Below are 24,227 nucleotides of genomic sequence, written 5' to 3'. Positions count from 1 at the left end.
CGAGCATGTTTGCTCGGCAAGACTTACACCGCACCGTTGGTTAATCGCGACAACGCCTGCTCCAGCAAGGTCTGCAAGGCATGGCGCTCACCTGCCAGCGCTCGATTGCACAATTGGTCGAGCTGGCTGGCCAGGGTTTGCAGCGGCGTTGGCAGGTTCAGGTGTTGCGGCAAAATCTCCTCGCCACTGTGCACCAGCAAGGCGAAGTGAATGACGTTTTCCAGCTCCCGGGTGTTGCCGGGCCAGCTGTGCAACTCCAGCACGCGCTGGGCCGCTTCGCTGATCAACGGCACCGCAAGGTTCAGCCGCGGGCTGTAGATGCCCACGAAGTACTCCGCCAGCGGCAGAATATCGCCGACTCGCTCACGCAGCGCCGGCAGCTCCAGATGGCCCTCGCGCAAATAGTGATACAGACGGTCATGAAACTTGCCAGCACTGACCGCTTCATCCAGATCGATGCTCGACGCAGCCACCAGACGTACATCCACAGGGTTCGGTTGCTGGGCACCCACGCGGGTAACTTCGCGGTTTTCCAGGGCGGCGAGGAGCTTGGTCTGAATCGCTAGCGGCAAATCGGCTATTTCGTCCAGGTACAAGGTGCCGCCGTTGGCCGAGCCAAACCATCCAGCCCTGCTGCTGGCCGTACCGCCATGGGTGCCGGCGGTGTAACCGAACAGCTCGGCATCGGCATAGGTCGGGCTGATCGCCGCACAACTGACCGATACGAACAAGCCGCCCCGATCACTGGCACGGTGAATCTGCCGGGCCAACAACTCCTTGCCAGTGCCCGTCTCGCCGCGAATCAGCACGGGTAGCGCCAATGGCGCGAGCCGTTCAAGCTCCTCACGCAATTGCCGCGAACGCTGATCGACAAACACCAGCGCCTTGGCGCGAATGCTCAGCGGGCTTTTGTCCAACTCGGGAAAGGTCAGCAGCGGCTGACCGAAGGTGTCGTGACTACTCATGGCAAGCTCCCGCCGTCAGCATCTGGGGCCGGGCGTTGAATCTGGAGAAATGACAGGGCGCGAATCAGGCGCGGCGCAGCGCGTGCTGCTCCAGGCGATTCTGCAGGCGATACAGATAGGCAAAACCCTGCGCCCAGCGACGGTGCCCGGACTTCACATTGATATGCCCGGCGCCAGCAAGAAAGCCAACTTCGGCGCCCCAGGCACGCGCTAACTGCATCGCTCGCGGGGCGCTGATTGCCGGGTCGTTGTCGGAACTGACCACCTGGCTTGGAAACGGCAATACCTGCTGCGAAATCGGTGCAAAGTTGCGCAACGCCGGTGCACAGGTCGGACGCTCGACATCCGCTGGTGCTACCAACAACGCCCCGCGCACCCGACGCAGCAAGCTGACGCTGGCCTGTGCGGCCCAATGCGCAACCGTGATGCAGCCCAAGCTATGGGCAATCAGAATGACCGGCGAATCCTCCGCGGCCACGGCGTGCTCAAGTGCAGCAACCCAATCCTGACGCTGCGGAGTAAACCAGTCGTGCTGCTCGACCCGCGCACTGTTGGGCAGGACCTGCTGCCAGTGACTCTGCCAATGGTCTTCTGGCGATCCTTGCCAGCCCGGCACAATCAGGTAACGGATAGAGGTGTTGCGCATGGGGCGCCTCCTGCAGGGTTTCGCTTGCTTGAGGCTAAGTATAGGGCCGTGGTTATATCAGTAAAGGAATAAGAAGCTATTTATTAATAACCAAAATCATACGTATAACCCTACTTTTGCCCCTCGAAGCGTATAGCTAAAAAAAAGAGACCATCCCCTGCCGAGGAATGGCCCCTGAAGACTTGCCTGAAATATGTTGCTTAGCGGGCAGTGATCACCGACAGCTTGGTGATGCCCGCACGTTCGATCGAGGCCATGGCTCGCGCCACTTCGCCATAGTTCACGCCGTCGTCTGCCTGCAGTTGCACGCGCAGCTCCGGATCTTTGGCCTTGGCGGTCTGCAGACTGATTTCCAGTAGGTCCGGCTGAGTTTCGTCCTTGTTGATGAACAACTTGCCTGCGCCATCGATACTCACCACCAACGGGTCCTTCTGTTCGACCGGGGCCACCGCCTCGGTTTTTGGCAGGTTGATGGGAATGGCGTTGGTGAGCAGTGGCGCGGTTACGATAAACACCACCAGCAACACCAGCATCACGTCTACCAGCGGCGTTACGTTAATCTCACTGAGTACTTCGTCACTGTCCTGGGTTGAGAAAGCCATATCAGGAGGCCTCCTTCACTTTTTGCGGGCTGGCGTTGGCTGGCTTGTAGGCGGCTGGGTGAACCAGAACCCGGAAAGCGCTCTTCTGCGCCAGGCTGTAGAAGTCATGGGCGAAGTCATCGAGATCGGCAGCGGTGAGCTTCAAGCGGCGCAGAAAGTAGTTGTAAACCAGCACGGCCGGAACGGCGACGGCGATGCCCACACCCGTGGCGACCAGCGCCGCACCAATCGGACCGGCAACGGTTTCGAGGCTGGCAGAGCCTGCCGCGCTGATACCCTTCAGTGCTTCCATGATGCCCCACACCGTCCCGAACAGGCCGATGAACGGTGAGGTGCTGCCGATACTGGCGACCACGGCCAGGCCAGTTTCCAGGGAGCGTCGCTCACGCACGATCTGCTGGCGCAAGGCACGCTCCAGACGGTCCTGATGGTTGATGGCCTGGCTCAAGTCACTGGCTTGACCAGGCTCACCAACGGCAATCGCCGCGTAGCCTGCCTGTGCTACTCGAGCGGCGGCGCCGGGCTGGTTTTCACTCAGCTCTGCCGCCGCGTCCAGGCTGGAAGCGGCCCAGAATTGCTTGTGAAAGCGCTTGTCCTGGTTTTTCAAGCGTACAAACTGCACGCCCTTGACCAGGGCCAGGGCCCAAGTGACGACAGAAAAGCCCACCAGCAGCCAGATCACCGCGCTTTCGATGGATTCGAGGGGGGATGCCAATAACGTCATGATCAATACTCTCTCTATTAGCGCGAATTAGTGGATCTTGAATTCGATGGGCACGCTCACCCAGCCATCGAGGGCCACGTCCCCCTGCTTGGCCGGAACAAAACTCCAGCGTTTGACCGCTTGCAATGCCGCCTCGTCGAGCTGCTGGCGACCGCTGCTTTTTTGCAGTTGAATGTCCCCGGGCTTGCCGCTGGCCAGCACATGCACCCGCAATAGAACCGTGCCTTCCCAACCCCGTCGGTGCGCCAGTGGCGGATATTCCGGTGCCGGATTCTTCAAGTAACCCGCGTTGGCTGAGGCCGGCGTCACCGGTGCAGGTGCCGGTGGTGCTGGCGGTTGTGGCGGCGCGGGCGGTTGCTCGACGGCCTTCGGTGCAGGCGTGGGTGCAGGCTTGGGTTGAGGTTTAACAACCGGCTTGGGCTTGGGTTTAGGCACCGGCTTAGGTGCAGGTTTGGTCGCCTGCTCATCGACCACTGGTGGCGGTGGCTCCACCACCGGTTGCGCAGGCGCAGGCGGTGGTGGCTCGGCCACAGGCGGCGCCGGTTGCGAAAACTCGATGGTCATCGGCGGAATTTCCGGCGGCACCACGGGCAGCTCCGGCGTAGGTGCCTGGCTGAGCCAATAGGCCACTGCGCCGTGCAGCGCCAGAGCAAAAACGCCCAAGAGCACTTTTTCTCGACGACCCAAGGTGCTTTTTGGCGGCCGCTGCAAACGCTGGTAAGCCAGAGGTACACGGTGTGGTCGGCCGAGGTCGACCAGCTCGCCGCTTGGCGTCTGGCGCCAAAGCACATCAAGCGTGGCGGCGGTCTGGACATTACCCATTGATCAGCTCCTGGAATCTCTGTGTGTTTCACCGATGGCAGCTCGACTGCCTTCGTTGGGCGAATCATCACTGCCCAATGCTTATTTCTTAAAGTAACTTTTATTTAAATAATTAGACTTAAAATGCATATATGAATGTACTACTTACCCCAACGCCCCGCCGTTCAAGGCTTTGCCTTAGCCATCGATTGGGTCATGCCTGCCACGCATTGAAAGTATTCGCGGCAGGCATCGGAAAACGTGCTCAGAAGTCGTAGCGTCCGGTCACCCCAAGGGTTCTCGGTGTACCCGCCAAGCCCTCATAACCGCCATTGGCAGCGCTCCAGAGGGTGGTGTAGTAAGTCTTGTCAAAGGCGTTTTTCAGCCACAGCGAAACATCCCACTGCCCCTGACCGACGTCGCCACGCAAACCGGTAGAGAAATTGACGACGGCGTAGCTGGGAATCTGCGCGAAATCGGAGTCCTCGACCGTGCCCACTGCCTTGGAGCGGAATGCATAGCTGGCAGTGACGTAGGGCTGCAGGCCGTTATCCAGGTCCCACTGGTACTGGCCGTTGGCATTGCCGATCCACTTCGAGGCGCCGACTACCTGATGGCCGGACAAATCACAGGCGGCAGGAGCGCCTGGCTGCAGGGCGACCTCCGGCGCGCATGGAGCGTCCTTGTAGGAGAGGTACCGAACATCGTTGTAGGAGCCGTTCAGGTTCAGCGTCAGGCCACGAATCGGTACCAAGGTACTTTCCACTTCTACCCCCCGCGAGCGCACCGAGCCTGCGTTGGTCAGGTATTGCACGCGGTTGGCTTCGTCGTAGGCGTTGGTCTGGTAGCCATGTACCTCGGTCCAGAACAGGTTGGCGTTAAGTTGCAGGCGGCGATCCCAGAGGGTGCTCTTGAGGCCGAGCTCGGCATTGTTGGCGCGCTCGGTACCGACCAGCAGCGAATCGGCGCCTGCCACCGGCGCGGTCGCTACCGCCAGGTTGACCCCACCGGACTTCTCGCCATGGGACAAGGTGGCGTAGCCGAGAAGATCCTCGGTAAAGCGATAACTCAGGTTCAACAGCCCCGATGGGCTTGAGCTGTACTGGTTGAGATCGCCCGAGTTATAAGCACCCACCCGGCCCTGGCGGGCAGCTGCCGCCGCACCGCTCACATCAGCGCCACCCACAGGTGCGTCACGATTGACCCAGGCGCTTTTTTCTTCGTACGTGCCACGTACGCCAGCGGTAAAGTCCAGGCGCTCGGTAAGGTGCCAGGTGCCCTGAGCGAACAAGGCAAAGCTGCCGGTCTTGATATGTCCCTTGCCGAGGGTGGTGACATTGGCCAGGGCACCTGCCGGGGTACCGTTCCAGATGTCGGCTTGCGGCCCGTAATAGACAAAGGAGTTGTTATCCAGATCGGAGCCGAAGTAATACGCGCCCAGTACATAGTCGAAGAAGCCGCCGGTGGGCGACGCCAGGCGAAATTCCTGCGAGTACTGCTTGTCGCGAACGGACACCCCGGAGTTGTAAGCGGCAGGCACATTCAGGCCTTCGTCGTTGCGCGGGGTGAAATCCCACCAACGGTAGGAACTGACCGAGGTCAGGGTGAAGTCGTTGTCCAGGGTCCAGTTGGCTTCCAAGGAAGTGCCGCCCTGGAACACGGTTACCTGCTGGTCACTGTCGAGGTTGACCTTGCGCTTGCTGCCGTCGATCAGCGTTGCACCTGCCGCCTTGGCCCGCGTTTCGTAACGGTTGACGCCATTGATGGTCGGCCCGGTGCTGTACAGCAAGCGGGTGCCGGCACTGGAGTCTTCTTCGTTGTAATCGCCAATCCAGCGCAGGTTGAACTGCTCGTTGGGCTTGTACAGCAACTGACCACGAAAGCCCTGGCGTGAGCCGCCATTGAGAGTGTGGCCGTCATATTCGTTCTTGATGTCGCCATCGCTGCGGGTGCGGTAAGCCGAGATTCGTCCGGCCAGCTCATCACTCAATGGCCCGGACAAGGTGCCCTTGGTCTGGAAGTAACCATCCTCGCCCACCGAAGTTTCGATGCTGCGCTCAGGCGTGAAGCTGGGTGCACGAGTACTGATGTTGATGACCCCCGCGGTGGTGTTCTTGCCGAACAAGGTGCCTTGTGGGCCCCGCAGTACCTCAAGCTGCTCGATGTCCATGAGGTCGAACACCGCCATGCCCGGGCGACCGAGGTAAACGTTGTCCAGGTACAGGCCCACGCTGCCTTCCAGGCCATCGCTTGCAGGATTGTTGCCCAGGCCGCGAATCGACACGCTGGACTGGCGAGCATGCATGTAGGCGACGTTGACGCTCGGCACCAGTTGCTGCAAATCCTGAATACGGTAGACACGCTGGCTTTCCAACGCCTGGCCGTCGAGAACACTCATGGGTGTCGGCACGTCCTGGGCGCTTTCTTCGCGGCGCCGGGCGGTTACGGTAACAGTCTGGAGCTGGCTGTCACTGGCTTTCACGGCGGTGGTTTGCGTCTCGGCGGCCTGGGCCGGCAACCAGTGCGCGCTACTGGCCAGCAGCAGTGCAAGGGGCAGGTGCTGAAGCCGTCGTGACGAAAGCGGTACAAGGCGATGGGACGGGCTCATGGGCGGCTCCTGGCCAGAAATGTATATTCCTGACAGCTATTTACTTATGGATTTAAATAGTTATTTCGAATAAGAGAGTGCCTTTATAAGGAGTCCGACACGGGCGGGGCAAATGCCTTTGGCCGATATTTTTCATGTGCAAAATGCATGGCAGACAGGCGCACGAACGCGCTCGAAGACCGAGGCGTCGAGTGTCTAAACAGGAAGGTTTTGTCGCGCAGAAAAGACGCAGGAGCCAGCCTTGCTGGCGATCAGATCCGCGCAGTTTCAGGTGCGCGGTGTCTGGATCGCTGGCAAGACCAGCTCCTGTATATTTCTCGCAGAGAGGGTGTTAGATGTTGGCGACTTTCTGCTAGACCTTAGGCTTGAAGAACAACGTCTCGCCACGCGCCAAGCCACTCAGGCTGTCATGATCCTTGACCACCTCGGCTTCGATCAGCTCGCTCTGCCCTTCGACTTTCAACGTCACCCGAGTCGTTGCGCCCAATGGGCGGATATCACGCACTTCAGCTGCGTGATGACCTTCGACTTCATGGCGCGACAGCGACACTTCGTGGGGCCGGAACAAAACGTGGTTGCCTTCACTCAGGTGCAAGCGGTTGGAATCACCAAGGAAGTGATAAACGAAATCACTGGCCGGGTTCTCGTAGACATCACCCGGTGAACCGATCTGTTCGATTACACCCTTGTTCATCACCACGATACGGTCGGCGACTTCCATGGCCTCTTCCTGGTCGTGGGTCACGAACACTGAGGTCAGGTTGATGTCTTCGTGCAGGCGCGCCAGCCAGCGGCGCAGCTCTTTACGTACCTTGGCGTCGAGCGCACCGAAAGGTTCGTCGAGCAGCAGTACTTTGGGCTCTACCGCCAGCGCGCGTGCCAGGGCGATACGTTGGCGCTGGCCACCGGAAAGCTGTTCAGGGTAACGATCGCTGAGCCAGTCCAACTGGACCATGTTCAGCAACTCGTGAACCTTCTCGGCAATTTTGCTCTCGCTCGGACGCTCCCCCTTGGGCTTCATGCGCAGACCAAAAGCAACGTTGTCGAACACGCTCATGTGGCGGAACAACGCGTAATGCTGGAACACGAAGCCGACATTACGATCTCGCACGTCGTGCCCGGAGACATCTTCACCATGGAACACGATGCTGCCCTGATCCGGGGTTTCCAGCCCGGCGATGATCCGCAGCAACGTGGTTTTGCCGCAGCCCGAAGGACCAAGCAACGCCACCAGCTCGCCACTGTGGATATCCAGGTTGATGCTGTCCAGGGCCTGGAAAGCGTTGAAGCGCTTGCTGACATTACGAACTTCGATCGACATGAATTATTCCTCCGCGGCGCTATGGCGCAGGCGGTTAATGCGGGACTCGCTCCACTGCTTGAGCAGCAGGATGAAGAGCGCCAGGATCAGCAACAGGCTGGCCACGCTGAAGGCCGCGACATGGTTGTATTCGTTGTAAAGGATCTCGACATGCAGCGGCAAGGTGTTGGTCACCCCGCGAATGTGGCCGGAGACCACCGACACGGCACCGAACTCACCCATTGCCCGCGCAGTACAAAGCACCACGCCATAGATCAGGCCCCATTTGATGTTAGGCAGCGTTACATGCCAGAACATCTGCCAGCCATTGGCCCCCAGCAGGCGCGCAGCCTCTTCTTCCTGGGTTCCCTGCTCCTGCATCAGCGGGATCAGTTCACGGGCAACGAAGGGCACGGTGACAAAGATGGTTGCCAGCACGATGCCCGGCAAGGCAAACACGATCTGGATGTCATGGTCTTGCAGCCATGGCCCGAAAAAGCCCTGGGCACCAAACATCAACACATAGACCAGACCGGCAATGACCGGCGATACCGAGAAGGGTAAATCGATCAGCGTTACCAGGATGCTCTTGCCGCGAAAGGTGTATTTGCTCACGCACCAGGCAGCGCTGACGCCGAACACCAGGTTCAACGGCACCGAGATGGCCACGGCAATCAGCGTCAGTTTCAAGGCTGACAATGCGTCAGGCTCGAAGATCGCTTCAAAAAATGTACCCAGGCCCATTTTCAGGCCTTGAGACACCACGATAACCAGCGGCAGCAGCAGGAACAGAGCAAAGATCAACCAACCAAGGCTGATCAAAATGCGCCGTGAGGTGGAACTGCCACGGCGAGCGGCATTGGCCGAAGCGGCCGCGCCAAGGGTAGATGCAGACATGGACGAGGCCTCCTTCAAGGGGTTTCGATGCGCCGCTGCAGCAAGTTGATCAGCAGCAACAGAATGAAGGAAACCACCAGCATCATCACGCCGATGGCGGTAGCGCCGGTGTAGTCGTACTGGTCAAGTTTGACCATGATCAGCAGCGGCAAAATCTCGGTTTTCATCGGCATGTTACCGGCGATGAAAATCACCGAGCCGTACTCGCCGACACCGCGTGCAAACGCCAGGGCAAAGCCGGTCAGCCAGGCGGGCAACAGTGCCGGCAGTAGCACATAGCGAAACACCTGCAACGGCTTGGCGCCCAGGCAGGCAGCAGCTTCTTCGACTTCCCGAGGAATGTCAGCGAGTACCGGCTGCACCGTGCGCACCACGAACGGCAAGGTCACAAAGGTCAATGCCAGGGTGATGCCCAATGGGGTGTAGGCAATCTTGAAACCCAGATCGGTGGCGAACTGGCCGACCAGCCCCGCTGGGGCATACAACGCCGTCAGGGCGATACCGGCTACGGCAGTCGGCAGTGCAAACGGCAAGTCGATCATCGCCTCGATGATCTTGCGGCCCGGGAAGGTGTACCGCACCAGAACCCAAGCCAGCAACGTACCGATGATGCCGTTGATGATGGCGGCGAAGAGGGCAGTACCAAAGCTCAGCTTGAGAGCAGCGATTACTCGCGGCGCACTGATGATGGCCCAGAACTGCTCCCAGGTGAGCTGGGCGGCATGCACAAACATGGCCCCCAGCGGTATGAGCACAATCAGACTGAGGTACACCAAGGTGTAGCCCAGCGTCAGCCCGAAGCCGGGTATGACGGGGGAGATACGACGTGACATAAAGGTCCCTGGTTGAACGCACGAAGCCCGGGACAGATCCCGGGCCCATGCTGGCTACTGAACGGCGACTATCCTATCGGCCACGTTTCACTGCGCGGTGTAGATCTGGTCGAACACGCCACCATCATTGAAAAACTTGGGCTGGGCAGTTTTCCAGCCGCCGAAGTCTTTGTCGATAGTTACCAGGTCCAGTTTCGGGAACTGCTTGGCGTATTCGGCGGCGACTTTCTCATCACGCGGACGATAGAAGTTCTTTGCGGCGATGGTCTGCCCGGCTGGGCTGTACAGATGCTTGAGGTATTCCTCGGCAATTTTCTCGTTGCCCTTCTTCTCGGCGTTCTTGTCGACTACGGCCACAGGTGGCTCGGCGAGAATCGAAAGCGACGGTACAACGATGTCGAACTTGTCAGCGCCGCCGTCTTCCTTGAGCGCCAGGAAGGCTTCGTTTTCCCAGGCCAGCAACACGTCGCCCTGACCATTGTTGACGAAGGTGATGGTTGAGCCACGAGCACCGGTGTCCAGTACCGGTACGTGCTGGAACAACTGCTTCACGTATTCCTGGGCCTTGGCTTCGCTACCGCCGGCTTTCAGGCCATAGGCCCAGGCGGCGAGGAAATTCCAGCGAGCGCCGCCGGATGTTTTCGGATTAGGGGTAATCACCGACACGTCTTTCTTGATCAGATCACCCCAGTCCTTGATGCCCTTGGGGTTGCCCTTGCGCACCAGGAACACGATGGTCGAGGTGTATGGAGTGCTGGCATCAGGCAGGCGGTTCTGCCAGCTGTCTGGCAGGGCCTTGCCCAGCTTGGCCACTTCGTCGATGTCACCGGCCAGCGCCAGGGTCACCACGTCGGCACGCAGCCCATCGATCACCGCTCGAGCCTGCTTGCCCGAACCGCCGTGGGACTGCTGGATCTTCACCTTGTCGCCCGGGTGAGCCTGTTGCCAGTGCTTGATGAACTCGGCGTTGTACTCCTGGTACAGCTCACGGGTCGGATCGTAGGAAACGTTCAACAACTCGTAATCCTTGGCGATAGCGGAACCGGCAAAAACGGCGCTGGCGAGTGCTGCCAGGGCATAACGGCGGATTGACATGGTGAAGCTCCCGATTGGCGTATTTTTCTAATTAGGCGGCGCATTCATCGCGGGGCATGCCCGCTCCCACCGGTATCAGCTGGGCTTGTTGCCGGGGTTCTGCAGGCGGAACTTTTCCTTACGTTCTATCTGCACGACCTGGGCGTTGTGCACGGTAATTTCTACCGCGCCAAAGCGCAGGTCGCGCAGCGCGCTCTGAATTTCGCGCAGGATGGTGGCTTCGTCCTGACCGTCAACGCTACGCAGAGATGCGCTCATGCTCGTGCTCCTATGAATAAAGGGACCCGTGCAGTTGCGTAACAGAAGGCGACTGCGCCTGGCTTGAGGGCAATCTTAGGGGGGCTTGATTATTCTTAAAAATACTATTTAAGAATTTTTATATAACCAAAAAACCTTTTGGCGGGACGTGGCCCCGCCATCAGGCCGGTCATTGCCAACGCAATTGCTGCGCTGGAACCGGTCGTCCAAACCAGTAGCCTTGCCCCAGCAGGCATTGATGCTCCAGCAAGAACTGCGCTTGCTCGGCCTGCTCAATACCTTCGGCAAGTACTTGCATACCCATGCTGTTGCCCAGTGCGATGATCACCCGGACAATCGCCGCATCATCCTCATCGCAGGGCAAGCCCGCCACAAAGCCCTGGTCGATCTTGAGTTTCTGTACCGGCAAACGCTTGAGCCGCAGCAATGACGAGTAACCGGTACCGAAGTCATCGATGGCCAAGCGCAGCCCCAGTTCACGCAAGCGATGCAACTGCTCCAGAGCGACCTCGGGGTTTTCCATTACCGCGCTTTCAGTTACTTCCAGCTCCAGCATGGCGGGGTCCAGACCGGTTTCATGCAGCACCCTGGCCACTTGCTGATACAGGTCTCGATGGCCAAAGAGGCGGCTGGAAATGTTCACTGCGACAAATTGCATTGGCTGCCCGCTGGCCTGCCACTGCACCATCTGCAAACAAGCCTGTTGCAGCACCCAGGTATCGATTTCGGCAATCAGCCCTGTGCGCTCGGCAATCGGTATGAACTCACCCGGCGCCACCAATCCGCGCTGCGGGTGCTGCCAGCGCACCAAGGCCTCAACGCCGATCATTGCGCCGCTGCTCAACTCGTGCACGGGCTGGTAATACACGCGCAGTTCTTCCTGCTCCAGTGCCCGGCGCAGTTCGCCAGCAGTTTCGACGCGCTGTTGGGCATGGGCGGTCAGTTCTTCGGTATACAAGGCATAGTCGGCGCGACCACTGGCCTTGGCCTTGAACAACGCCGAGTCGGCATTGCGCAAAAGCTGTTCTGCGCTCAGGGCATCGCTTGGGAACAGACTGATGCCGATACTGACACTGACGAACAGGCTCTGGTTTTCGACCTCGAAGGGCTGCTTCATCACATCGATTATGCTTTGCGCCAATGCTGCAGCCTGTCCGACCTGCGGGCATTGCTCGGTAAGCACGGCAAACTCGTCGCCCCCCAGGCGCGCCAGGGTCACGCCGCTCCCCAGCAGCGTCCTGAGGCGCTCACCTACCAGCTTGAGCAACTGGTCACCTACATTGTGTCCAAGGCCATCGTTGATGCTCTGGAAGTGGTCCAGATCCAGCAGCAGCAAGGCACACCCGCGCTTGTTGGCCTGCGCTGCGGCCAGCGCCTGCTCGGCGCGATCGTTGAACAACATGCGGTTGGGCAAATCGGTAAGCGGGTCGTGATGAGCCAGGTAAGCCAGCTCCCGCTCAGAGTGCTTGATCGCGCTGATGTCACTGAACACCGCCACGTAGTGACTGAGTTCTCCGCTGTCGTCGTGAATGGCGCAGATGGTCTGCCATTGCGGGTACACCTCACCGCTCTTGCGCCGGTTCCAGATCTCTCCGCTCCACTCGCCTTTTTCAGCCAGCGTCGAATAGATCTCTTGGTAAAACTCCGGAGCATGGCGGCCTGATTTGAACTTGCTCGGTCGCTGACCGAGAACCTCGTCCTTTTCGTAGCCGGTAATGCGCATGAACGCGCGATTCACATGCACGATCACACCTTGCCGATCAGTTACCAGTACACCTTCGAGGGTACTGTCGAAAACCGCAGCGGCCATGCGCAGCCGCTCCCGGTCTTCGCGACGCAAGCGCGCACCAAGACCAATGAAACTCAACAAACGCGCACGGGAAGAGAAGATCAACAACGCACTGCACAGCACCCAAAGGTGAGAACTGAACAACTGCCAACGCGCCAGTTGCTCCGGGTTATTGATCAGGCTGACCAACAGCTGATCAGAAAGCGCCAGCCAGAGCACGGACAACACCAGATAAAGCGCAGCCATGCGCATGGCGTCTCGAACGGAAGCAGACATAAGATCCTGACAAGCCCACAAAAAATAATGGGGGATTATAGGGTAGAAACATCCCGTGACCTCCTATCTAAAAGGCCGACTGGTTTTATTTGTCCGTGCAGGGATAATGCTTGCGCTGTTCCCTAAGTTTTCGAGGGCCCAATCGCCTATGTGGTACCAAGGTTTGCTCAACTTGTCGGCTTGGCAACTGCTGGCAGTTACCCTGGTCATGACCCATGTGACCATCGTCAGTGTCACGGTCTACCTGCACCGATACTCAGCCCACCGTTCGCTGGAGTTGAACGCCGGGCTCAAGCACTTTTTCCGCTTCTGGCTGTGGTTGACCACCGCGCAGAACACTCGCGAGTGGACTGCCATCCACCGCAAGCACCACGCCAAGTGCGAAACCGTTGACGATCCGCACAGCCCGGTGATCCTGGGGCTGTCCACCGTGCTGCGCAAGGGTGCCGAACTGTATCGCAAAGAAGCGACCAACCCGGAAACCCTGCGTATCTACGGCAAGAACTGCCCTGAGGACTGGATCGAGCGCAACCTCTACTCGCGCTACAAGCTGGGCGGCATTGGCTTGATGGCGGTTATCGACTTGCTGTTGTTCGGCACCATCGGCATCACCATCTGGGCGGTGCAGATGATGTGGATTCCATTCTGGGCAGCCGGCGTCATCAATGGCCTTGGCCATGCCGTCGGCTACCGCAACTTCGAGTGCCGCGACGCCGCCACCAATCTGGTGCCCTGGGGCATCATCGTCGGTGGCGAAGAGCTGCACAACAATCACCATACCTACCCGAACTCGGCCAAGCTGTCGGTCAGACGCTGGGAGTTCGACATGGGTTGGGCATGGATCAAGCTGTTCTGCTTCCTGCGCCTGGCCAAGGTGCAGCGCGTTGCCCCTATCGCCCACCGCGTCGAAGGCAAGGGTCAGTTGGACATGGACACGGCAATGGCGATCCTCAACAACCGTTTCCAGATCATGGCCCAGTACCGCAAGCTGGTCATCGCGCCCTTGGTCAAACAGGAACTGGCGCGTGTCGATGATTCGGTTCGCCATCAATTCCGCCGCGCCAAGCGTCTGTTGTCACGGGAGACCAGTCTGCTGGAAGACCGTCATCACGCCCGCATCCAAACCATGCTCGAGCACAGCCAGGCACTCAAGACCATCTATGAGAAACGCCTGGCCCTGCAGCAAATCTGGCTGCGCACCAGCGCCAACGGCCACGACATGCTGGCGGCCATGAAAGACTGGGTACACGAGGCCGAAGCCAGCGGTATCCAATCGCTGCGCGACTTCGCCGACCAGCTCAAAACCTACTCCCTGCGCCCGGCCTTGAGCTGACGCCGTTGATCGGCGCGCCCCATTGGGGGGCGCGCCTGTCGGAACTTCACCGCTTATTTTCACTCTGACTGGCACTACGCCCCTGTGGCGGGCCAGGTGATGGCCGCCCGCCTCTGTGTGAGAAGTTCCGCGCAAATGGTCAATAAGAAACCGTTGTCTCAACCCCACAGCACACCCCCTGAGTTCGCCCAGACCCTCCTGGCACTCATGCATGCGCAAGGCGAAGTGGCGCGCCTGAGCGAGCGAGAACAACTCTTCAGCTCGCTGCTCGATAGTGTCAATGCCGTGCTCTGGGCGTTCGACTGGGAATTGCGCCAGGTGCTTTACGTAAGCCCCGCGTACGAACGAATTTTTGGTCGCTCGGCGGGCCTGTTGCTGGCTGATTTCAACGAATGGCGCGACAGCATCTACCCTGACGACCTCGACTACGCAGAACGCAGCCTGGCCGAGGTGCTGGTCAAAGGCGCCGTGGAAGATCGCGAGTACCGCATCATCGATGCTGAAGGTCGTGTGCGCTGGATCAGTGACAAGTGCTTTATCAATCAACAGTCAGACAACAATGATCGACTGATCGTGGTTGGCATGGCTGAAGACATTACCGAGAAAAAGTTACTCGAAGGCGAACTGCAGCGCATGGCCACCACCGACGTGCTGACCCAAAGCAGCAACCGCCGACACTTCTTTGACTGTGCCGGGCAAGCCTTCGAAACCGCTCGTCGGGAGCAAACACCGTTGTCGTTCCTGTTGCTGGATATCGATGACTTCAAGCAAATCAACGACTCCTATGGCCATCAGGAAGGCGATGCAGTGCTTCAACGCATCGCCGACATTGGCAAAGCGGTGCTGCGCCGTGGCGACCTGTTTGGGCGCATTGGTGGAGAAGAGTTTGCGGCGGTGTTTCCTGGTTGCGGTCCGCAAATCGCCCAACAGATTGCCGAGCGTTTGCAGCGAGAGATTCAGCGCTTGAGCTTCAGTTATGAAGACCAGGCGTTCGGCGTGACGGTTAGCCAGGGGCTGACGGGCATCACCGGCCCAGACGCGTCACTGGACAGCCTCTTTGCCCGGGCGGATGCGGCGATGTATCAAGCCAAGCGGCAGGGCAAGAATCAGATCGTGATTGGCTAACTCCACGCTGAACAACGCACTCCCGGCGCAGGCGGCCGCTCAACCTTTGCGCAGGCGCATCAGCTCCGGCATTCCTACCTTCAACAGCCGCGCCGTCCTGCTTTCAGCCAACGCCTCCAGGCCCTGATCTGCCGGCAAGCGCGCCAACTGCCCAGCCAGGTTCATCACCAAGGCTTCGCGCGAATACACACCGCCGCCCAGTTGGTAGATCGCAGCGATCAACTCACGCAGCTCCAGCGGCAAGCGCCAGCGAGTACGAAGCGCCGAGCCAAAAGCCGCCCCGTATTCATTGAGCGACAACTCGATACCATCCTCATCCAGCTCCCCGCCGGACAACCGCCACTCCTGCAGGCAACGCAGCAACGCCAGATCCCCCAGGCAATGCAACAGGCCTGCGCAGTAGCAACGTTCCTGGTCCAGCTCAAGCATGCGTGCCAGGGTGCGTGCGTATTCGGCAGCGTGCAATGACAGCGCCCAGAAGTGCTCGGCGTGTTGCGACAGCAAAGGGTCGCTGAGCTTGGCACTGCGCTTGAGTGCCAGCCCCAGGATCAGGTTCATGCTCTGGGTGGTGCCCAGCTTGTTCAGTGCCTGCAACAACGTCTGCACGGCGCCATCACGGTGCAGCGCGGCGCTGTTGGCTGCCGCGATCAGTACCGCGGTTATTTGCGGGTCATTGCGGATTTCTTCTTCCAGCGTTTTCAGGTTGAGCCCCTGCGGGTTCAAGCTGCGCTTGATTGCCTGCTGCACGTCCGCCAGCAATGGTCCACCATCGGCCGTAGCCCGGCGCCCTTCGAGAAAGCGTGGCAAGGTCATGCCCGGCTGCAACGGTGGTACCGGACAGGCGATTTGCTCCCCCACCTTGATCAACAGCTCTTCCAGCCGATGGCGCAAGGAGTCCATATTCAGCGGCTTGCTCAGGTAAGCCGTGGGCGCGAACGGCAACGCCTCGCGCACGCTGGCGCTGTCGCTACGGTTGCTCATGAGAATGAACGGCAATGCCGGTTGCCGACCTTTTGCTCGCACGTTGCGCAGCAGGTCGAGGCCATCGCCACCGGGCAACTCGCGCGCGGCAATAATCAAGTCAGGTTGGCAGGATAGCGCTGCCAATGCTTGCGAGCCGTCGGCACACACCTGTAAGCGCGCATCACAGCGCACACTCAAGAGCATCTGACTCAACATCTCCCGCACCCAGGGGTCGCCTTCGGCAATTAGCACACACGGTGCCGTGGGGGGGGTGGCAACGCTCATACTCAACTCTCCAATAATTCTCTACACGCAATCCAGCGCACCTTCCAGGGTGTCTCCTTGCAAGCAACCTTAGCTTCCTTGCATTCCTTTGGGCGAAAAAAAACCCGCCGAAGCGGGCTTTTCTTCTACTGCGTCACAGTTTACGCGAGTTCAGCAAAGCACTCTTCGATGATTGCCAGACCTTTGTCCAGTTGCTCATCAGGCGAGGTCAGTGGAACCAGAATACGCAGGACGTTGCCATAGGTGCCGCACGACAGCAGGATCAGACCCTTGTCGCGAGCCTTGGCTACAACCGAGGCAACTGCAGCAGCGTTAGGGGTCAGGGTACCGGCTTTTTCGACCACTTCAATGGCGATCATCGAGCCCAGGGCGCGCACTTCACCAATGATTGGGTGCTTGTCCTGAATCTTCTTCAGGCCAGCGACCAGGCGCTCGCCAACAGCCTGGCTGCGTTCCAGCAGCTTTTCTTCCTCGAACACTTCCATGACAGCCAGGGCCGCGGCGCAAGCGATCGGGCTACCCGCGTAGGTGCCACCCAGGCCGCCTGGAGCGATAGCGTCCATGTACTCGGCCTTGCCGCAGACACCGGCCAGTGGGAAGCCACCAGCGATGGATTTGGCGAAGGTAGTCAGGTCTGGAGCAACACCCATTTGCTCCATGGCAAAGAAGGTGCCGGTACGGCCAGCGCCAGTCTGCACTTCGTCAGCGATCAGCAGAATGCCGTGCTGGTCGCACAGTGCGCGCAGACGCTTCATGAACTCTTTAGGCGCGACGTAGAAACCACCTTCGCCCTGTACTGGCTCGAGGATGATTGCGGCGATGTCGCGCGCTTCGGCGTCGTTCTTGAAGATGCGCTCGATCGAAGCGATCGAGTCATCAACGCTGACACCGTGCAGTTCGTTCGGGTACAGAGCACGGAAGATGCCGCCTGGCATCAGACCCATGCCAGCCGAGTAAGGAACGACTTTACCGGTCAGGCCCAAGGTCATCATGGTGCGACCGTGGTAAGCGCCAGTGAAGGCGATCACGCCGGCACGGCCAGTAGCGGCGCGAGCGATCTTGATGGCGTTTTCAACAGCTTCGGAACCGGTGGTAACCAGCAGGGTTTTCTTGGCAAAGTCGCCTGGCACCTTGGCGTTGATCTTTTCGCACAGTTCAACGTAAGGCTCGTAGGCCAGCACCTGGAAGCAGGTGTGAGTCAGCTTGTGCAGTTGGGCTTCAACGGCAGCGATGACCTTCGGGTGCACGTGACCGGTGTTCAGTACCGCGATGCCGCCGGCAAAGTCGATGAACTCACGGCCTTCGACGTCAGTGACGGTGGCGTTTTTTGCCGACTCGGCGAAGATCGGGTGGATCTGGCCAACACCACGTGGAACAGCGGCGACACGACGTTGCATCAAAGATTCGTTGGTCTTGCTCATAATGTCCTCAATTCGCCACACGCAGGGTGGCGCGATTCAAGTCAGGGTGGTCGGTATTCAACTGCAGACAGCATGCGTTGATCGACTGCTGCAGGGGCCCAGACCACTGGGTGTACGGTGTAAAAAGGCCAGCGGGACGTCGCTCTCGCGCCCCGCTGGCAGAGGTAAAGCCTTACGCTGCGATCAGATGCTGATGCACAGGTATTTGATTTCCAGGTAGTCCTCGATGCCGTACTTGGAACCTTCGCGGCCCAGGCCCGAGGCCTTGATACCGCCGAACGGCGAGACTTCGTTGGAGATCAGACCGGTGTTGATGCCGACCATGCCGTACTCCAGCGCTTCAGCGACACGGAACACACGGCTCATGTCACGGGCGTAGAAGTACGAGGCCAGACCAAACTCGGTGTCGTTGGACATGGCAATAACTTCAGCCTCGTCCTTGAAACGGAACAGGGGTGCCAGCGGGCCAAAGGTTTCTTCCTTGGCGACTGCGGCGTTGTTCGGCACGTTGATCAAAACGGTTGGCTCGAAGAAGTTACCGTCGATCAGCTTGCCGCCGGTCAGTACCTGGGCGCCTTTGCCAACGGCGTCGGCAATGTGTTCCTGGACCTTGGCAACAGCCTTGCCATCGATCAGCGGACCGGTGGTGGTGCCGTCTTCCAGGCCGTTACCGATTTTCAGCTTGGCCACAGCAGCCTTGAGCTTCTCGGCGAAAGCATCGTAGACGCCGTCCTGAACGTAGATACGGTTGGCGCAGACGCAAGTCTGGCCGTTGTTGCGGTACTTGGAGATGATCGCGCCTTCAACGGCCTTATCCAGGTCAGCGTCGTCGAACACAATGAACGGTGCGTTACCGCCCAGCTCCAGGGAAACTTTCTTGATGTCCTTGGCGCATTCGGCCATCAGTTGGCGACCGATTTCGGTCGAACCGGTGAAGGACAGCTTGCGCACAATCGGGTTGCCAGTCAGCTCGCTGCCGATATCGCCAGCGCTACCGGTCACCACGCTCAGCACGCCAGCCGGGATACCGGCACGGTGGGCCAGCTCAACCAGGGCCAGGGCGGAGTACGGCGTTTGCGACGCAGGCTTGAGCACCATGGTGCAGCCAGCGGCCAGGGCCGGGCCGGCTTTACGGGTGATCATTGCCGCCGGGAAGTTCCACGGCGTGATCGCTGCGGTCACACCGATTGGCTGCTTGATAACGATCAGGCGCTTGTCTGGCTGATGGCCAGGAATGGTGTCACCGTAAACGCGCTTGGCTTCTTCAGCGAACCACTCGATAAAGGAAGCGGCGTAGACGATTTCGCCCTTGGCTTCGGCCAGTGGCTTGCCTTGCTCGGTGGTCATCAGGCGGGCCAGGTCTTCCTGGTGCTCGATCATCAATTCGAACCAACGACGCAGCTTGCCAGCACGTTCTTTGGCGGTCAGCGCACGCCAGGCCGGCAGCGCCTTGTCGGCGGCCTCGATGGCGCGACGGGTTTCGGCAGCGCCCATCTTCGGCACAGTGCCGATGATCTCGCCGGTAGCCGGGTTATTAACCTTGATGGTCTGACCGTTGTCCGCGTCCAACCACACGCCATCGATGAAGGCTTGCTGGCGGAACAACTGGGCGTCTTTAAGCTGCATGTCGGCTTCCTTAACGGCACCGTACAGACACGGCGCGAATTATTGATTGTAGAAAAAGGAGAGCGTTTGAAATCTCAAACGAATCCTAGGAGCAACGGGGGAAAAGGACAATAGGGTGTTCGAAAAAAAGAACAAAAAGCGCTACATGGCGACCTTTTTCAGATCAACGTTACCTTTAAGCCCTAGCGTGTGCAAAATCGAACACAGCCCGTTACGGCGATGGACGCCGCCAGTCTAGATGGGTATCATGGCGCCCGCGTTGCACTCGTAGCTCAGCTGGATAGAGTACTGCCCTCCGAAGGCAGGGGTCGTGGGTTCGAATCCCGCCGAGTGCGCCATCTTCTTTCCCTTTGGTTCCAAGGGGTTGGCGCTTCTGCCGAAAACCAGTCCTAGTCCTGAAAGTCGTTTTTGCCACAAATTTGCCACACTCAAGCGTGGCGGGAATGGCGAAAGCGAAATCGACCGAGACATCTTTGTCTCTCGAGTCGAGGCGTCGCAACCCTCACCTCTTCCGATTTTGCCCGCTACCGTGATGAGGCGATTACCAGGTCGGGTTGTTAGTACCTTTTTATGGTCAATTTAACCTCGACTGATGAGGGTAAATTGTACCCAGCACCAATCTATGCATTGATTTAAAAGGGTTTTTACTCTGGCATGGTTTTTGAGAAGCCTAATCTGCTTCTTAGAGTCCATTGGAGAAACCTATGCGTTATGTGATTGCGTTCAGCTGCATGTTGCTATGTGCGTCGGCATTGGCTGACGAAGTTATTTCTGAGGTACCCGACAATACTGTAGGTGGTGGTTTCGGCGCCGGGTCAGGAGTGTTACTTGGAGGGGCGCTTGGAGGGCCAATTGGCGCTCTGGTCGGTGCAGGGATCGGGGCCTTGGGCGGTGCTGAGGTTCAAGAGGTGACCGGTGCCAGCGGCCGTGCGTATGTTGTGCGCGATGAGCAGGGGCACGAGCGAACTGTGCGCTCGCCAAATGGCAAATTCCAGATCGGCCAGCAAGTAAGTGTCAGAGGCGACCGTCTCAAGCCCCTCTAACGTGATACATAGACAAGAGTGCATGGATGCTTGCTACGGGACCGTCATTATCTGCCGACGACGGTGCTGCGTTTTTCCAGTGTGAGGCCGTTCAGTTGAGCGTGATGAATCCAAAGCCGTTGCGCTGTTCCTGCTTCAACCAGACTTTTAGGACTTCGAAGGCAGGGGTCGTGGGTTCGAATCCCGCCGAGTGCGCCATATATATGAAAGGCCCAGGTGAAAACCTGGGCCTTTTTTTGTGCCTGCAACACCCTGATCAGGCTTGTGTCTCGCCCTCGATCAACTGGCCCTGCGTCGGAACATTGCCGTGCACCGCCGAATACCTCGCCAACTGGCCCAGGCGCAAGTCCAACGCCTGCAGCAGACGGTTGCGGGTGCTGGTTACTTCCGTTCTGTTGAATAGCCCCGGCTCCACCGTGTACAGGTTGAACTTCTGGTTGATCTCGGCCGGCGAGAAGATGCTGAAATTGCGTTCGGCATTGTGGTTGTAGAGCGCAACCATGGTGCCGGTCTGGCTATCGGCCGGGCGCGCAAACAACATACTGATGTACTGCCCTTCACGAATGCGCACGTCACTGTTGCTGAACTGGAAACACGCTTCCCGGTCGTCCTGCAGGCGAACCCAGAACTCGTGCTCCTGAATGTTGTGACTGCTGACATGCATCGATGACGAACTGCCACCCACCGAGCCATAACCATTGATCATGTAGCCGCCACCGGAACTGTGCGAATGGCTGGCACTCATGTGCGTCTGGTTGCGTTTCTGGCTATCGAGCACTTGCCCGCTGAGCACGAAGAAGTGCAATTGGCGGTCGAAGTGGTTGAACGGCTCATCGATGAAGTTGGGGTCTTCGGCCGACAGGCTGACGTCGTACATAGTGCGAATCATTTCATCGCGTGCGGCCTTGTCGTGCTTGGCACGCTCCTTGAGCTCGGCGCGATGCACCTTGGCATCATCTATCGCCTTGAGTGCCTGGGCCTTGAGGATGGGGGTCTTTTCACTGGCGTAGGCGGCGGCCTTCTCGCTGGCTTCCTTTAATACCGGCGCCGCCTTCTGGCCCGCCTCGACTGCAAGCTCCTTGGCTTTGGTCAGTGCCTGAGCTGCTTTGGCAGCCAGTTCGGGGTTGGCGTCGACGGCTTTCTTTTTCAGGTCATCCCAGAGACTCATTCTCTATCCTCTCAACGCTTCATCAATGAACAGGCGCGCACGGCGCTGCGCCAGAGAGTCTACCTACAAGCCGTAAGTTTTCTTTGCTGTTGATGCATGAATGTCAGATTTTATTTCGAACGCTCGAAATTACTGGCTGTTTGGCCGTCCTAGGAAATACCCTACTCGGTCTGTCGATGTCCGTCTGATTGTCCCTAGGAACTCGTCCCTCTAGGCTCCAATCCGTCACCGAAAACTCGGTGATCGGGTGTGGTAACCCGGGTTTGCGATTTCTTGTGCAGTCTATGGCGGCTGTACGCGGGAGGCCTTCGGGCCTGCTGGGAGCTCGCACCCGGTTTACCACTCCGTGTACAGCTGCCACCCATTCGTGTGGTAACGGGTGATGGTGTCAGCTCCAACTAGCGAGTACTGACATGAAAAAAATCGTCCCCGACCCACCTTTGGGTCATTCCGTCGCCACCGCCAACACCATCTTTGGCAGTTGCCAGGCGGGACACTCTCCCCTGTTCGCCGTCTGCTCCGGCATCGCTGCCCATGATGCGCTGGTGCATGCTTCGCTGTACCTGAGCTGCGCTTACGACACCGGCTACAAAGCCTTCGACGACATCGATCCGGCCAACAAGAACTTCCTCTGGTCGACCCTGCATTCAGTGGAGATGGCCAAAGGGCTGGTTGAAGCCTTGCTTGATGGCATAGAAGAGCGGGCCTGCAGTAACCTTAACAATCCATGACCGGCAGGCGCGGGCCCTGCTCCGCGGTCGGCTGCGCAGCAGACGTATAACCTGAATGCGCGCTGCTTCTACCCCCACCAGACAGCCAGGTTTGATTGCTTGTTTACCCCGGATCACGGTGCAAGGCCTGCCATACGGAACACATAGCAATTTGCCATCCATTTGAATTGACGACTTCTGCGCATGTCGTTAGTGTTGCTCAACATTTCGGGCGCCTCTCTCACAGGGGGCGCCCGATGCTTATTGGAAGAGCGAAAGGGTAGGACAAGGATGCGCGGAGTACTGCTACGCAGCGGTAAAAGTGAACAATTCACTGCACTGGGAGAAACGGGTCAACCGGTCTACCGGGCTGCGCTACAACTTCGTGAAGCGATTCGGCGTAAAAACCCCGACCATCCCGAGCTGATCGAGCACCTTGCAATCCCTCAAACCGACGAGCTTGGCAGCAAGATCGATTGGTACAGCGATCGCCTTGGCGATGTTATTCCCTGGAGCAGCGCGACCGAAGAAGAACGCGCACCGGCTCGTGCACAGCTGGAACTGCTGCAAAGCAAAATTATCGACCTGAGCAACGACCTGCTGGGTCTGGACGCCAATGGTCAGCCTAAACCGGGGACCAAACCTGGCGCTCAAGGTGACCGGACGGTGTTCGGCAAGCTGCTGACCTGTGTAGTGCCCTTCCCTGACGAAAATTTCGTTTACCTGGTCGATGGCAAGCCTGTTCTGACTTTCTGGGGTTTTATTCACGCTGGCGCCGAACGCAGCCGAGAGCCCCTGCACTGCCTCTATCCAAAAACAGCCAAAGTCGTCGAGCCTGTTTCGCCGCCGCCAGTACCGCCCGTGGTGCCACCCGTAGTGCCACCCCTACAGCCCGAAGTCGCTCCGGTTATCAACGAAGTCGCCAAACGCCCCTGGTGGCGGTATTTGCTCTGGCTGTTGGCGCTGTTGCTGTTGCTGGCCTTGCTTTTCGGCCTACGTGGTTGCTGGCCAGGCTTGGGCTTTGGCGGGTTGCCGCTGGCCGAGCTGCCTAAACACGAGGTAAACATTCCCAGCGGAAAAACAATCGAGCCTTCAGTCAATGGCCAACAAGTGCCGGGCGCGGTAATAGGTACCAATACCGATACGGGTCTGATTCAAGGCCAAGGTGACGCTGGACGCATCGAATCTGCTCCTGAGCCCGGCGTACTTCAAGCGCCTGAGTCCAATAACCCGGAAACGGGTGACCCGCAGGCCGACGCTTCGAAAACCGACGCGCCTCAACTCCCGGAGGACAAAGCGCCCACGCCGCCACAAATTGCTGAAGACCAACAACCTCAAACACCACCTGAGCTACCAGACGAGCCGCAACCTCAGTCGGCACAGTTGACCATTCCGCCCAATGCAGGCAACGGCGCTGCAGATTTCCTTAACGGCAACTACAACGGTGCCGGCATTCAGGAAGTGGGCACCGGCAAGCCGCTGAGCCTCAAGTACGACTTCCAGAACGGCAAGGGCCAGGCCACGGTAAAACGCCCCGACGGCGTGCGCTGCAATGCTCCGGTAGTAGCGGCAATGAATGGCGGCAACTTGTCGATTACCAGTGAAGCGCAAGCAGCTTGTGCTGACGGCAGCAGCTACGACCTCCCCCAAGTGAATTGCAAACCAGGCGCCAACAGCATCGCCGGCTGCACCGGTAACTACGGTGCGAGCGAGTTCGACATGCTGATGGAACAAGCCGGCCAATAACACGAGAAGCGCA

Annotated in this window: 21 protein-coding genes and 1 tRNA gene; 6 read left to right on the top strand and 16 right to left on the bottom strand. The window is 58.9% G+C overall.

What is annotated here, in order from left to right:
• Nucleotides 1-23 precede the first annotated feature (23 nt).
• The 12 genes from V0R60_RS08615 to dibA form a co-directional block, all read right to left on the bottom strand.
• Nucleotides 24-965 carry a sigma 54-interacting transcriptional regulator gene (locus V0R60_RS08615; RefSeq protein WP_136473979.1) on the bottom strand — a complete coding sequence of 314 codons (942 nt, stop codon included), beginning with the start codon at nucleotides 963-965 and terminating at the stop codon, nucleotides 24-26.
• A 64-nt stretch (nucleotides 966-1,029) separates the two neighbouring features.
• Entirely contained in the window at nucleotides 1,030-1,611 is a 582-nt protein-coding gene (locus tag V0R60_RS08610) for an alpha/beta hydrolase (protein ID WP_136473978.1), read from the bottom strand.
• A 200-nt stretch (nucleotides 1,612-1,811) separates the two neighbouring features.
• Nucleotides 1,812-2,213, bottom strand: coding sequence for an ExbD/TolR family protein (locus V0R60_RS08605; RefSeq protein ID WP_136473977.1), 402 nt, complete (start codon nucleotides 2,211-2,213; stop codon nucleotides 1,812-1,814).
• Between the two features lies 1 nt (nucleotide 2,214).
• Entirely contained in the window at nucleotides 2,215-2,937 is a 723-nt protein-coding gene (locus V0R60_RS08600; RefSeq protein WP_136473976.1) for a MotA/TolQ/ExbB proton channel family protein, read from the bottom strand.
• Nucleotides 2,938-2,964: 27 nt separating this feature from the next.
• Nucleotides 2,965-3,759: an energy transducer TonB gene (locus V0R60_RS08595; protein WP_136473975.1), complete on the bottom strand. Its 795-nt coding sequence runs from the start codon at nucleotides 3,757-3,759 to the stop codon at nucleotides 2,965-2,967.
• 244 nt (nucleotides 3,760-4,003) lie between these two features.
• On the bottom strand, nucleotides 4,004-6,346 hold the full coding sequence (locus V0R60_RS08590; protein ID WP_330079149.1) for a TonB-dependent receptor: 2,343 nt from the start codon (nucleotides 6,344-6,346) through the stop codon (nucleotides 4,004-4,006).
• 352 nt (nucleotides 6,347-6,698) lie between these two features.
• On the bottom strand, nucleotides 6,699-7,667 hold the full coding sequence (locus tag V0R60_RS08585) for a sulfate/molybdate ABC transporter ATP-binding protein (protein ID WP_330079148.1): 969 nt from the start codon (nucleotides 7,665-7,667) through the stop codon (nucleotides 6,699-6,701).
• A 3-nt stretch (nucleotides 7,668-7,670) separates the two neighbouring features.
• On the bottom strand, nucleotides 7,671-8,543 hold the full coding sequence (gene cysW / locus V0R60_RS08580; protein WP_136473972.1) for a sulfate ABC transporter permease subunit CysW: 873 nt from the start codon (nucleotides 8,541-8,543) through the stop codon (nucleotides 7,671-7,673).
• Between the two features lie 14 nt (nucleotides 8,544-8,557).
• A complete protein-coding gene (cysT, locus tag V0R60_RS08575) occupies nucleotides 8,558-9,376 on the bottom strand; it encodes a sulfate ABC transporter permease subunit CysT (protein WP_136473971.1) in 819 nt (272 codons plus the stop codon).
• Nucleotides 9,377-9,463: 87 nt separating this feature from the next.
• A complete protein-coding gene (locus tag V0R60_RS08570) occupies nucleotides 9,464-10,471 on the bottom strand; it encodes a sulfate ABC transporter substrate-binding protein (RefSeq protein ID WP_136473970.1) in 1,008 nt (335 codons plus the stop codon).
• A gap of 75 nt (nucleotides 10,472-10,546) precedes the next feature.
• A complete protein-coding gene (gene oscA, locus V0R60_RS08565; protein ID WP_007941032.1) occupies nucleotides 10,547-10,729 on the bottom strand; it encodes a sulfur starvation response protein OscA in 183 nt (60 codons plus the stop codon).
• A 169-nt stretch (nucleotides 10,730-10,898) separates the two neighbouring features.
• Nucleotides 10,899-12,794 (bottom strand): phosphodiesterase DibA, encoded by a 1,896-nt coding sequence (gene dibA / locus V0R60_RS08560; protein WP_136473969.1) that lies wholly within the window; start codon nucleotides 12,792-12,794, stop codon nucleotides 10,899-10,901.
• Nucleotides 12,795-12,942: 148 nt separating this feature from the next.
• Here dibA and desA point away from each other — a divergent pair, with 148 nt between their 5' ends.
• Both desA and V0R60_RS08550 read left to right on the top strand, forming a co-directional pair.
• Nucleotides 12,943-14,127, top strand: a complete 1,185-nt coding sequence (gene desA, locus V0R60_RS08555) for a delta-9 fatty acid desaturase DesA (RefSeq protein ID WP_330079147.1) — start codon at nucleotides 12,943-12,945, stop codon at nucleotides 14,125-14,127.
• 96 nt (nucleotides 14,128-14,223) lie between these two features.
• The gene (locus tag V0R60_RS08550) at nucleotides 14,224-15,252 is read left to right on the top strand and encodes a GGDEF domain-containing protein (RefSeq protein ID WP_375547264.1); all 1,029 of its coding nucleotides are present in this window, start codon (nucleotides 14,224-14,226) and stop codon (nucleotides 15,250-15,252) included.
• Nucleotides 15,253-15,291: 39 nt separating this feature from the next.
• Here the strand turns inward: V0R60_RS08550 and V0R60_RS08545 are convergent, their stop codons facing one another.
• The 3 genes from V0R60_RS08545 to gabD form a co-directional block, all read right to left on the bottom strand.
• Nucleotides 15,292-16,500, bottom strand: coding sequence for a response regulator (locus tag V0R60_RS08545; RefSeq protein ID WP_330079145.1), 1,209 nt, complete (start codon nucleotides 16,498-16,500; stop codon nucleotides 15,292-15,294).
• A 140-nt stretch (nucleotides 16,501-16,640) separates the two neighbouring features.
• The gene (gabT, locus tag V0R60_RS08540; RefSeq protein WP_136473965.1) at nucleotides 16,641-17,921 is read right to left on the bottom strand and encodes a 4-aminobutyrate--2-oxoglutarate transaminase; all 1,281 of its coding nucleotides are present in this window, start codon (nucleotides 17,919-17,921) and stop codon (nucleotides 16,641-16,643) included.
• 183 nt (nucleotides 17,922-18,104) lie between these two features.
• Complete coding sequence (gene gabD, locus V0R60_RS08535; protein ID WP_136473964.1) at nucleotides 18,105-19,547, bottom strand: NADP-dependent succinate-semialdehyde dehydrogenase; 1,443 nt, start codon at nucleotides 19,545-19,547, stop codon at nucleotides 18,105-18,107.
• A 261-nt stretch (nucleotides 19,548-19,808) separates the two neighbouring features.
• Between gabD and V0R60_RS08530 the strand changes: the two genes are divergently transcribed.
• Nucleotides 19,809-19,885, top strand: a tRNA-Arg gene (locus V0R60_RS08530).
• A gap of 366 nt (nucleotides 19,886-20,251) precedes the next feature.
• Nucleotides 20,252-20,590 (top strand): hypothetical protein, encoded by a 339-nt coding sequence (locus tag V0R60_RS08525; protein ID WP_136473963.1) that lies wholly within the window; start codon nucleotides 20,252-20,254, stop codon nucleotides 20,588-20,590.
• A gap of 256 nt (nucleotides 20,591-20,846) precedes the next feature.
• Here V0R60_RS08525 and V0R60_RS08520 read toward each other — a convergent pair whose 3' ends face one another.
• Complete coding sequence (locus V0R60_RS08520; protein ID WP_330079144.1) at nucleotides 20,847-21,758, bottom strand: hypothetical protein; 912 nt, start codon at nucleotides 21,756-21,758, stop codon at nucleotides 20,847-20,849.
• Nucleotides 21,759-22,171: 413 nt separating this feature from the next.
• Here V0R60_RS08520 and V0R60_RS08515 point away from each other — a divergent pair, with 413 nt between their 5' ends.
• A complete protein-coding gene (locus V0R60_RS08515; RefSeq protein WP_136473961.1) occupies nucleotides 22,172-22,489 on the top strand; it encodes a DUF3077 domain-containing protein in 318 nt (105 codons plus the stop codon).
• A gap of 270 nt (nucleotides 22,490-22,759) precedes the next feature.
• On the top strand, nucleotides 22,760-24,214 hold the full coding sequence (locus V0R60_RS08510; protein ID WP_330079143.1) for an SrfA family protein: 1,455 nt from the start codon (nucleotides 22,760-22,762) through the stop codon (nucleotides 24,212-24,214).
• Nucleotides 24,215-24,227: the final 13 nt, after the last annotated feature.

The organism is Pseudomonas auratipiscis (genome assembly GCF_036324085.1).
Classification (GTDB): domain Bacteria; phylum Pseudomonadota; class Gammaproteobacteria; order Pseudomonadales; family Pseudomonadaceae; genus Aquipseudomonas; species Aquipseudomonas auratipiscis.
The sequence above is the reverse complement of the archived record's forward strand: the minus strand, read 5'-3'. Positions and strand labels throughout refer to the sequence as shown.

What these genes read in the sequence shown, in the direction of transcription:
- V0R60_RS08615 (WP_136473979.1), bottom strand. Translation starts at nt 965, where the DNA reads ATGAGTAGTCACGACACCTTCGGTCAGCCGCTGCTGACCTTTCCCGAG.
- V0R60_RS08610 (WP_136473978.1), bottom strand. Translation starts at nt 1,611, where the DNA reads ATGCGCAACACCTCTATCCGTTACCTGATTGTGCCGGGCTGGCAAGGA.
- V0R60_RS08605 (WP_136473977.1), bottom strand. Translation starts at nt 2,213, where the DNA reads ATGGCTTTCTCAACCCAGGACAGTGACGAAGTACTCAGTGAGATTAAC.
- V0R60_RS08600 (WP_136473976.1), bottom strand. Translation starts at nt 2,937, where the DNA reads ATGACGTTATTGGCATCCCCCCTCGAATCCATCGAAAGCGCGGTGATC.
- V0R60_RS08595 (WP_136473975.1), bottom strand. Translation starts at nt 3,759, where the DNA reads ATGGGTAATGTCCAGACCGCCGCCACGCTTGATGTGCTTTGGCGCCAG.
- V0R60_RS08590 (WP_330079149.1), bottom strand. Translation starts at nt 6,346, where the DNA reads ATGAGCCCGTCCCATCGCCTTGTACCGCTTTCGTCACGACGGCTTCAG.
- V0R60_RS08585 (WP_330079148.1), bottom strand. Translation starts at nt 7,667, where the DNA reads ATGTCGATCGAAGTTCGTAATGTCAGCAAGCGCTTCAACGCTTTCCAG.
- cysW (WP_136473972.1), bottom strand. Translation starts at nt 8,543, where the DNA reads ATGTCTGCATCTACCCTTGGCGCGGCCGCTTCGGCCAATGCCGCTCGC.
- cysT (WP_136473971.1), bottom strand. Translation starts at nt 9,376, where the DNA reads ATGTCACGTCGTATCTCCCCCGTCATACCCGGCTTCGGGCTGACGCTG.
- V0R60_RS08570 (WP_136473970.1), bottom strand. Translation starts at nt 10,471, where the DNA reads ATGTCAATCCGCCGTTATGCCCTGGCAGCACTCGCCAGCGCCGTTTTT.
- oscA (WP_007941032.1), bottom strand. Translation starts at nt 10,729, where the DNA reads ATGAGCGCATCTCTGCGTAGCGTTGACGGTCAGGACGAAGCCACCATC.
- dibA (WP_136473969.1), bottom strand. Translation starts at nt 12,794, where the DNA reads ATGTCTGCTTCCGTTCGAGACGCCATGCGCATGGCTGCGCTTTATCTG.
- desA (WP_330079147.1), top strand. Translation starts at nt 12,943, where the DNA reads ATGTGGTACCAAGGTTTGCTCAACTTGTCGGCTTGGCAACTGCTGGCA.
- V0R60_RS08545 (WP_330079145.1), bottom strand. Translation starts at nt 16,500, where the DNA reads ATGAGCGTTGCCACCCCCCCCACGGCACCGTGTGTGCTAATTGCCGAA.
- gabT (WP_136473965.1), bottom strand. Translation starts at nt 17,921, where the DNA reads ATGAGCAAGACCAACGAATCTTTGATGCAACGTCGTGTCGCCGCTGTT.
- gabD (WP_136473964.1), bottom strand. Translation starts at nt 19,547, where the DNA reads ATGCAGCTTAAAGACGCCCAGTTGTTCCGCCAGCAAGCCTTCATCGAT.
- V0R60_RS08525 (WP_136473963.1), top strand. Translation starts at nt 20,252, where the DNA reads ATGCGTTATGTGATTGCGTTCAGCTGCATGTTGCTATGTGCGTCGGCA.
- V0R60_RS08520 (WP_330079144.1), bottom strand. Translation starts at nt 21,758, where the DNA reads ATGAGTCTCTGGGATGACCTGAAAAAGAAAGCCGTCGACGCCAACCCC.
- V0R60_RS08515 (WP_136473961.1), top strand. Translation starts at nt 22,172, where the DNA reads ATGAAAAAAATCGTCCCCGACCCACCTTTGGGTCATTCCGTCGCCACC.
- V0R60_RS08510 (WP_330079143.1), top strand. Translation starts at nt 22,760, where the DNA reads ATGCGCGGAGTACTGCTACGCAGCGGTAAAAGTGAACAATTCACTGCA.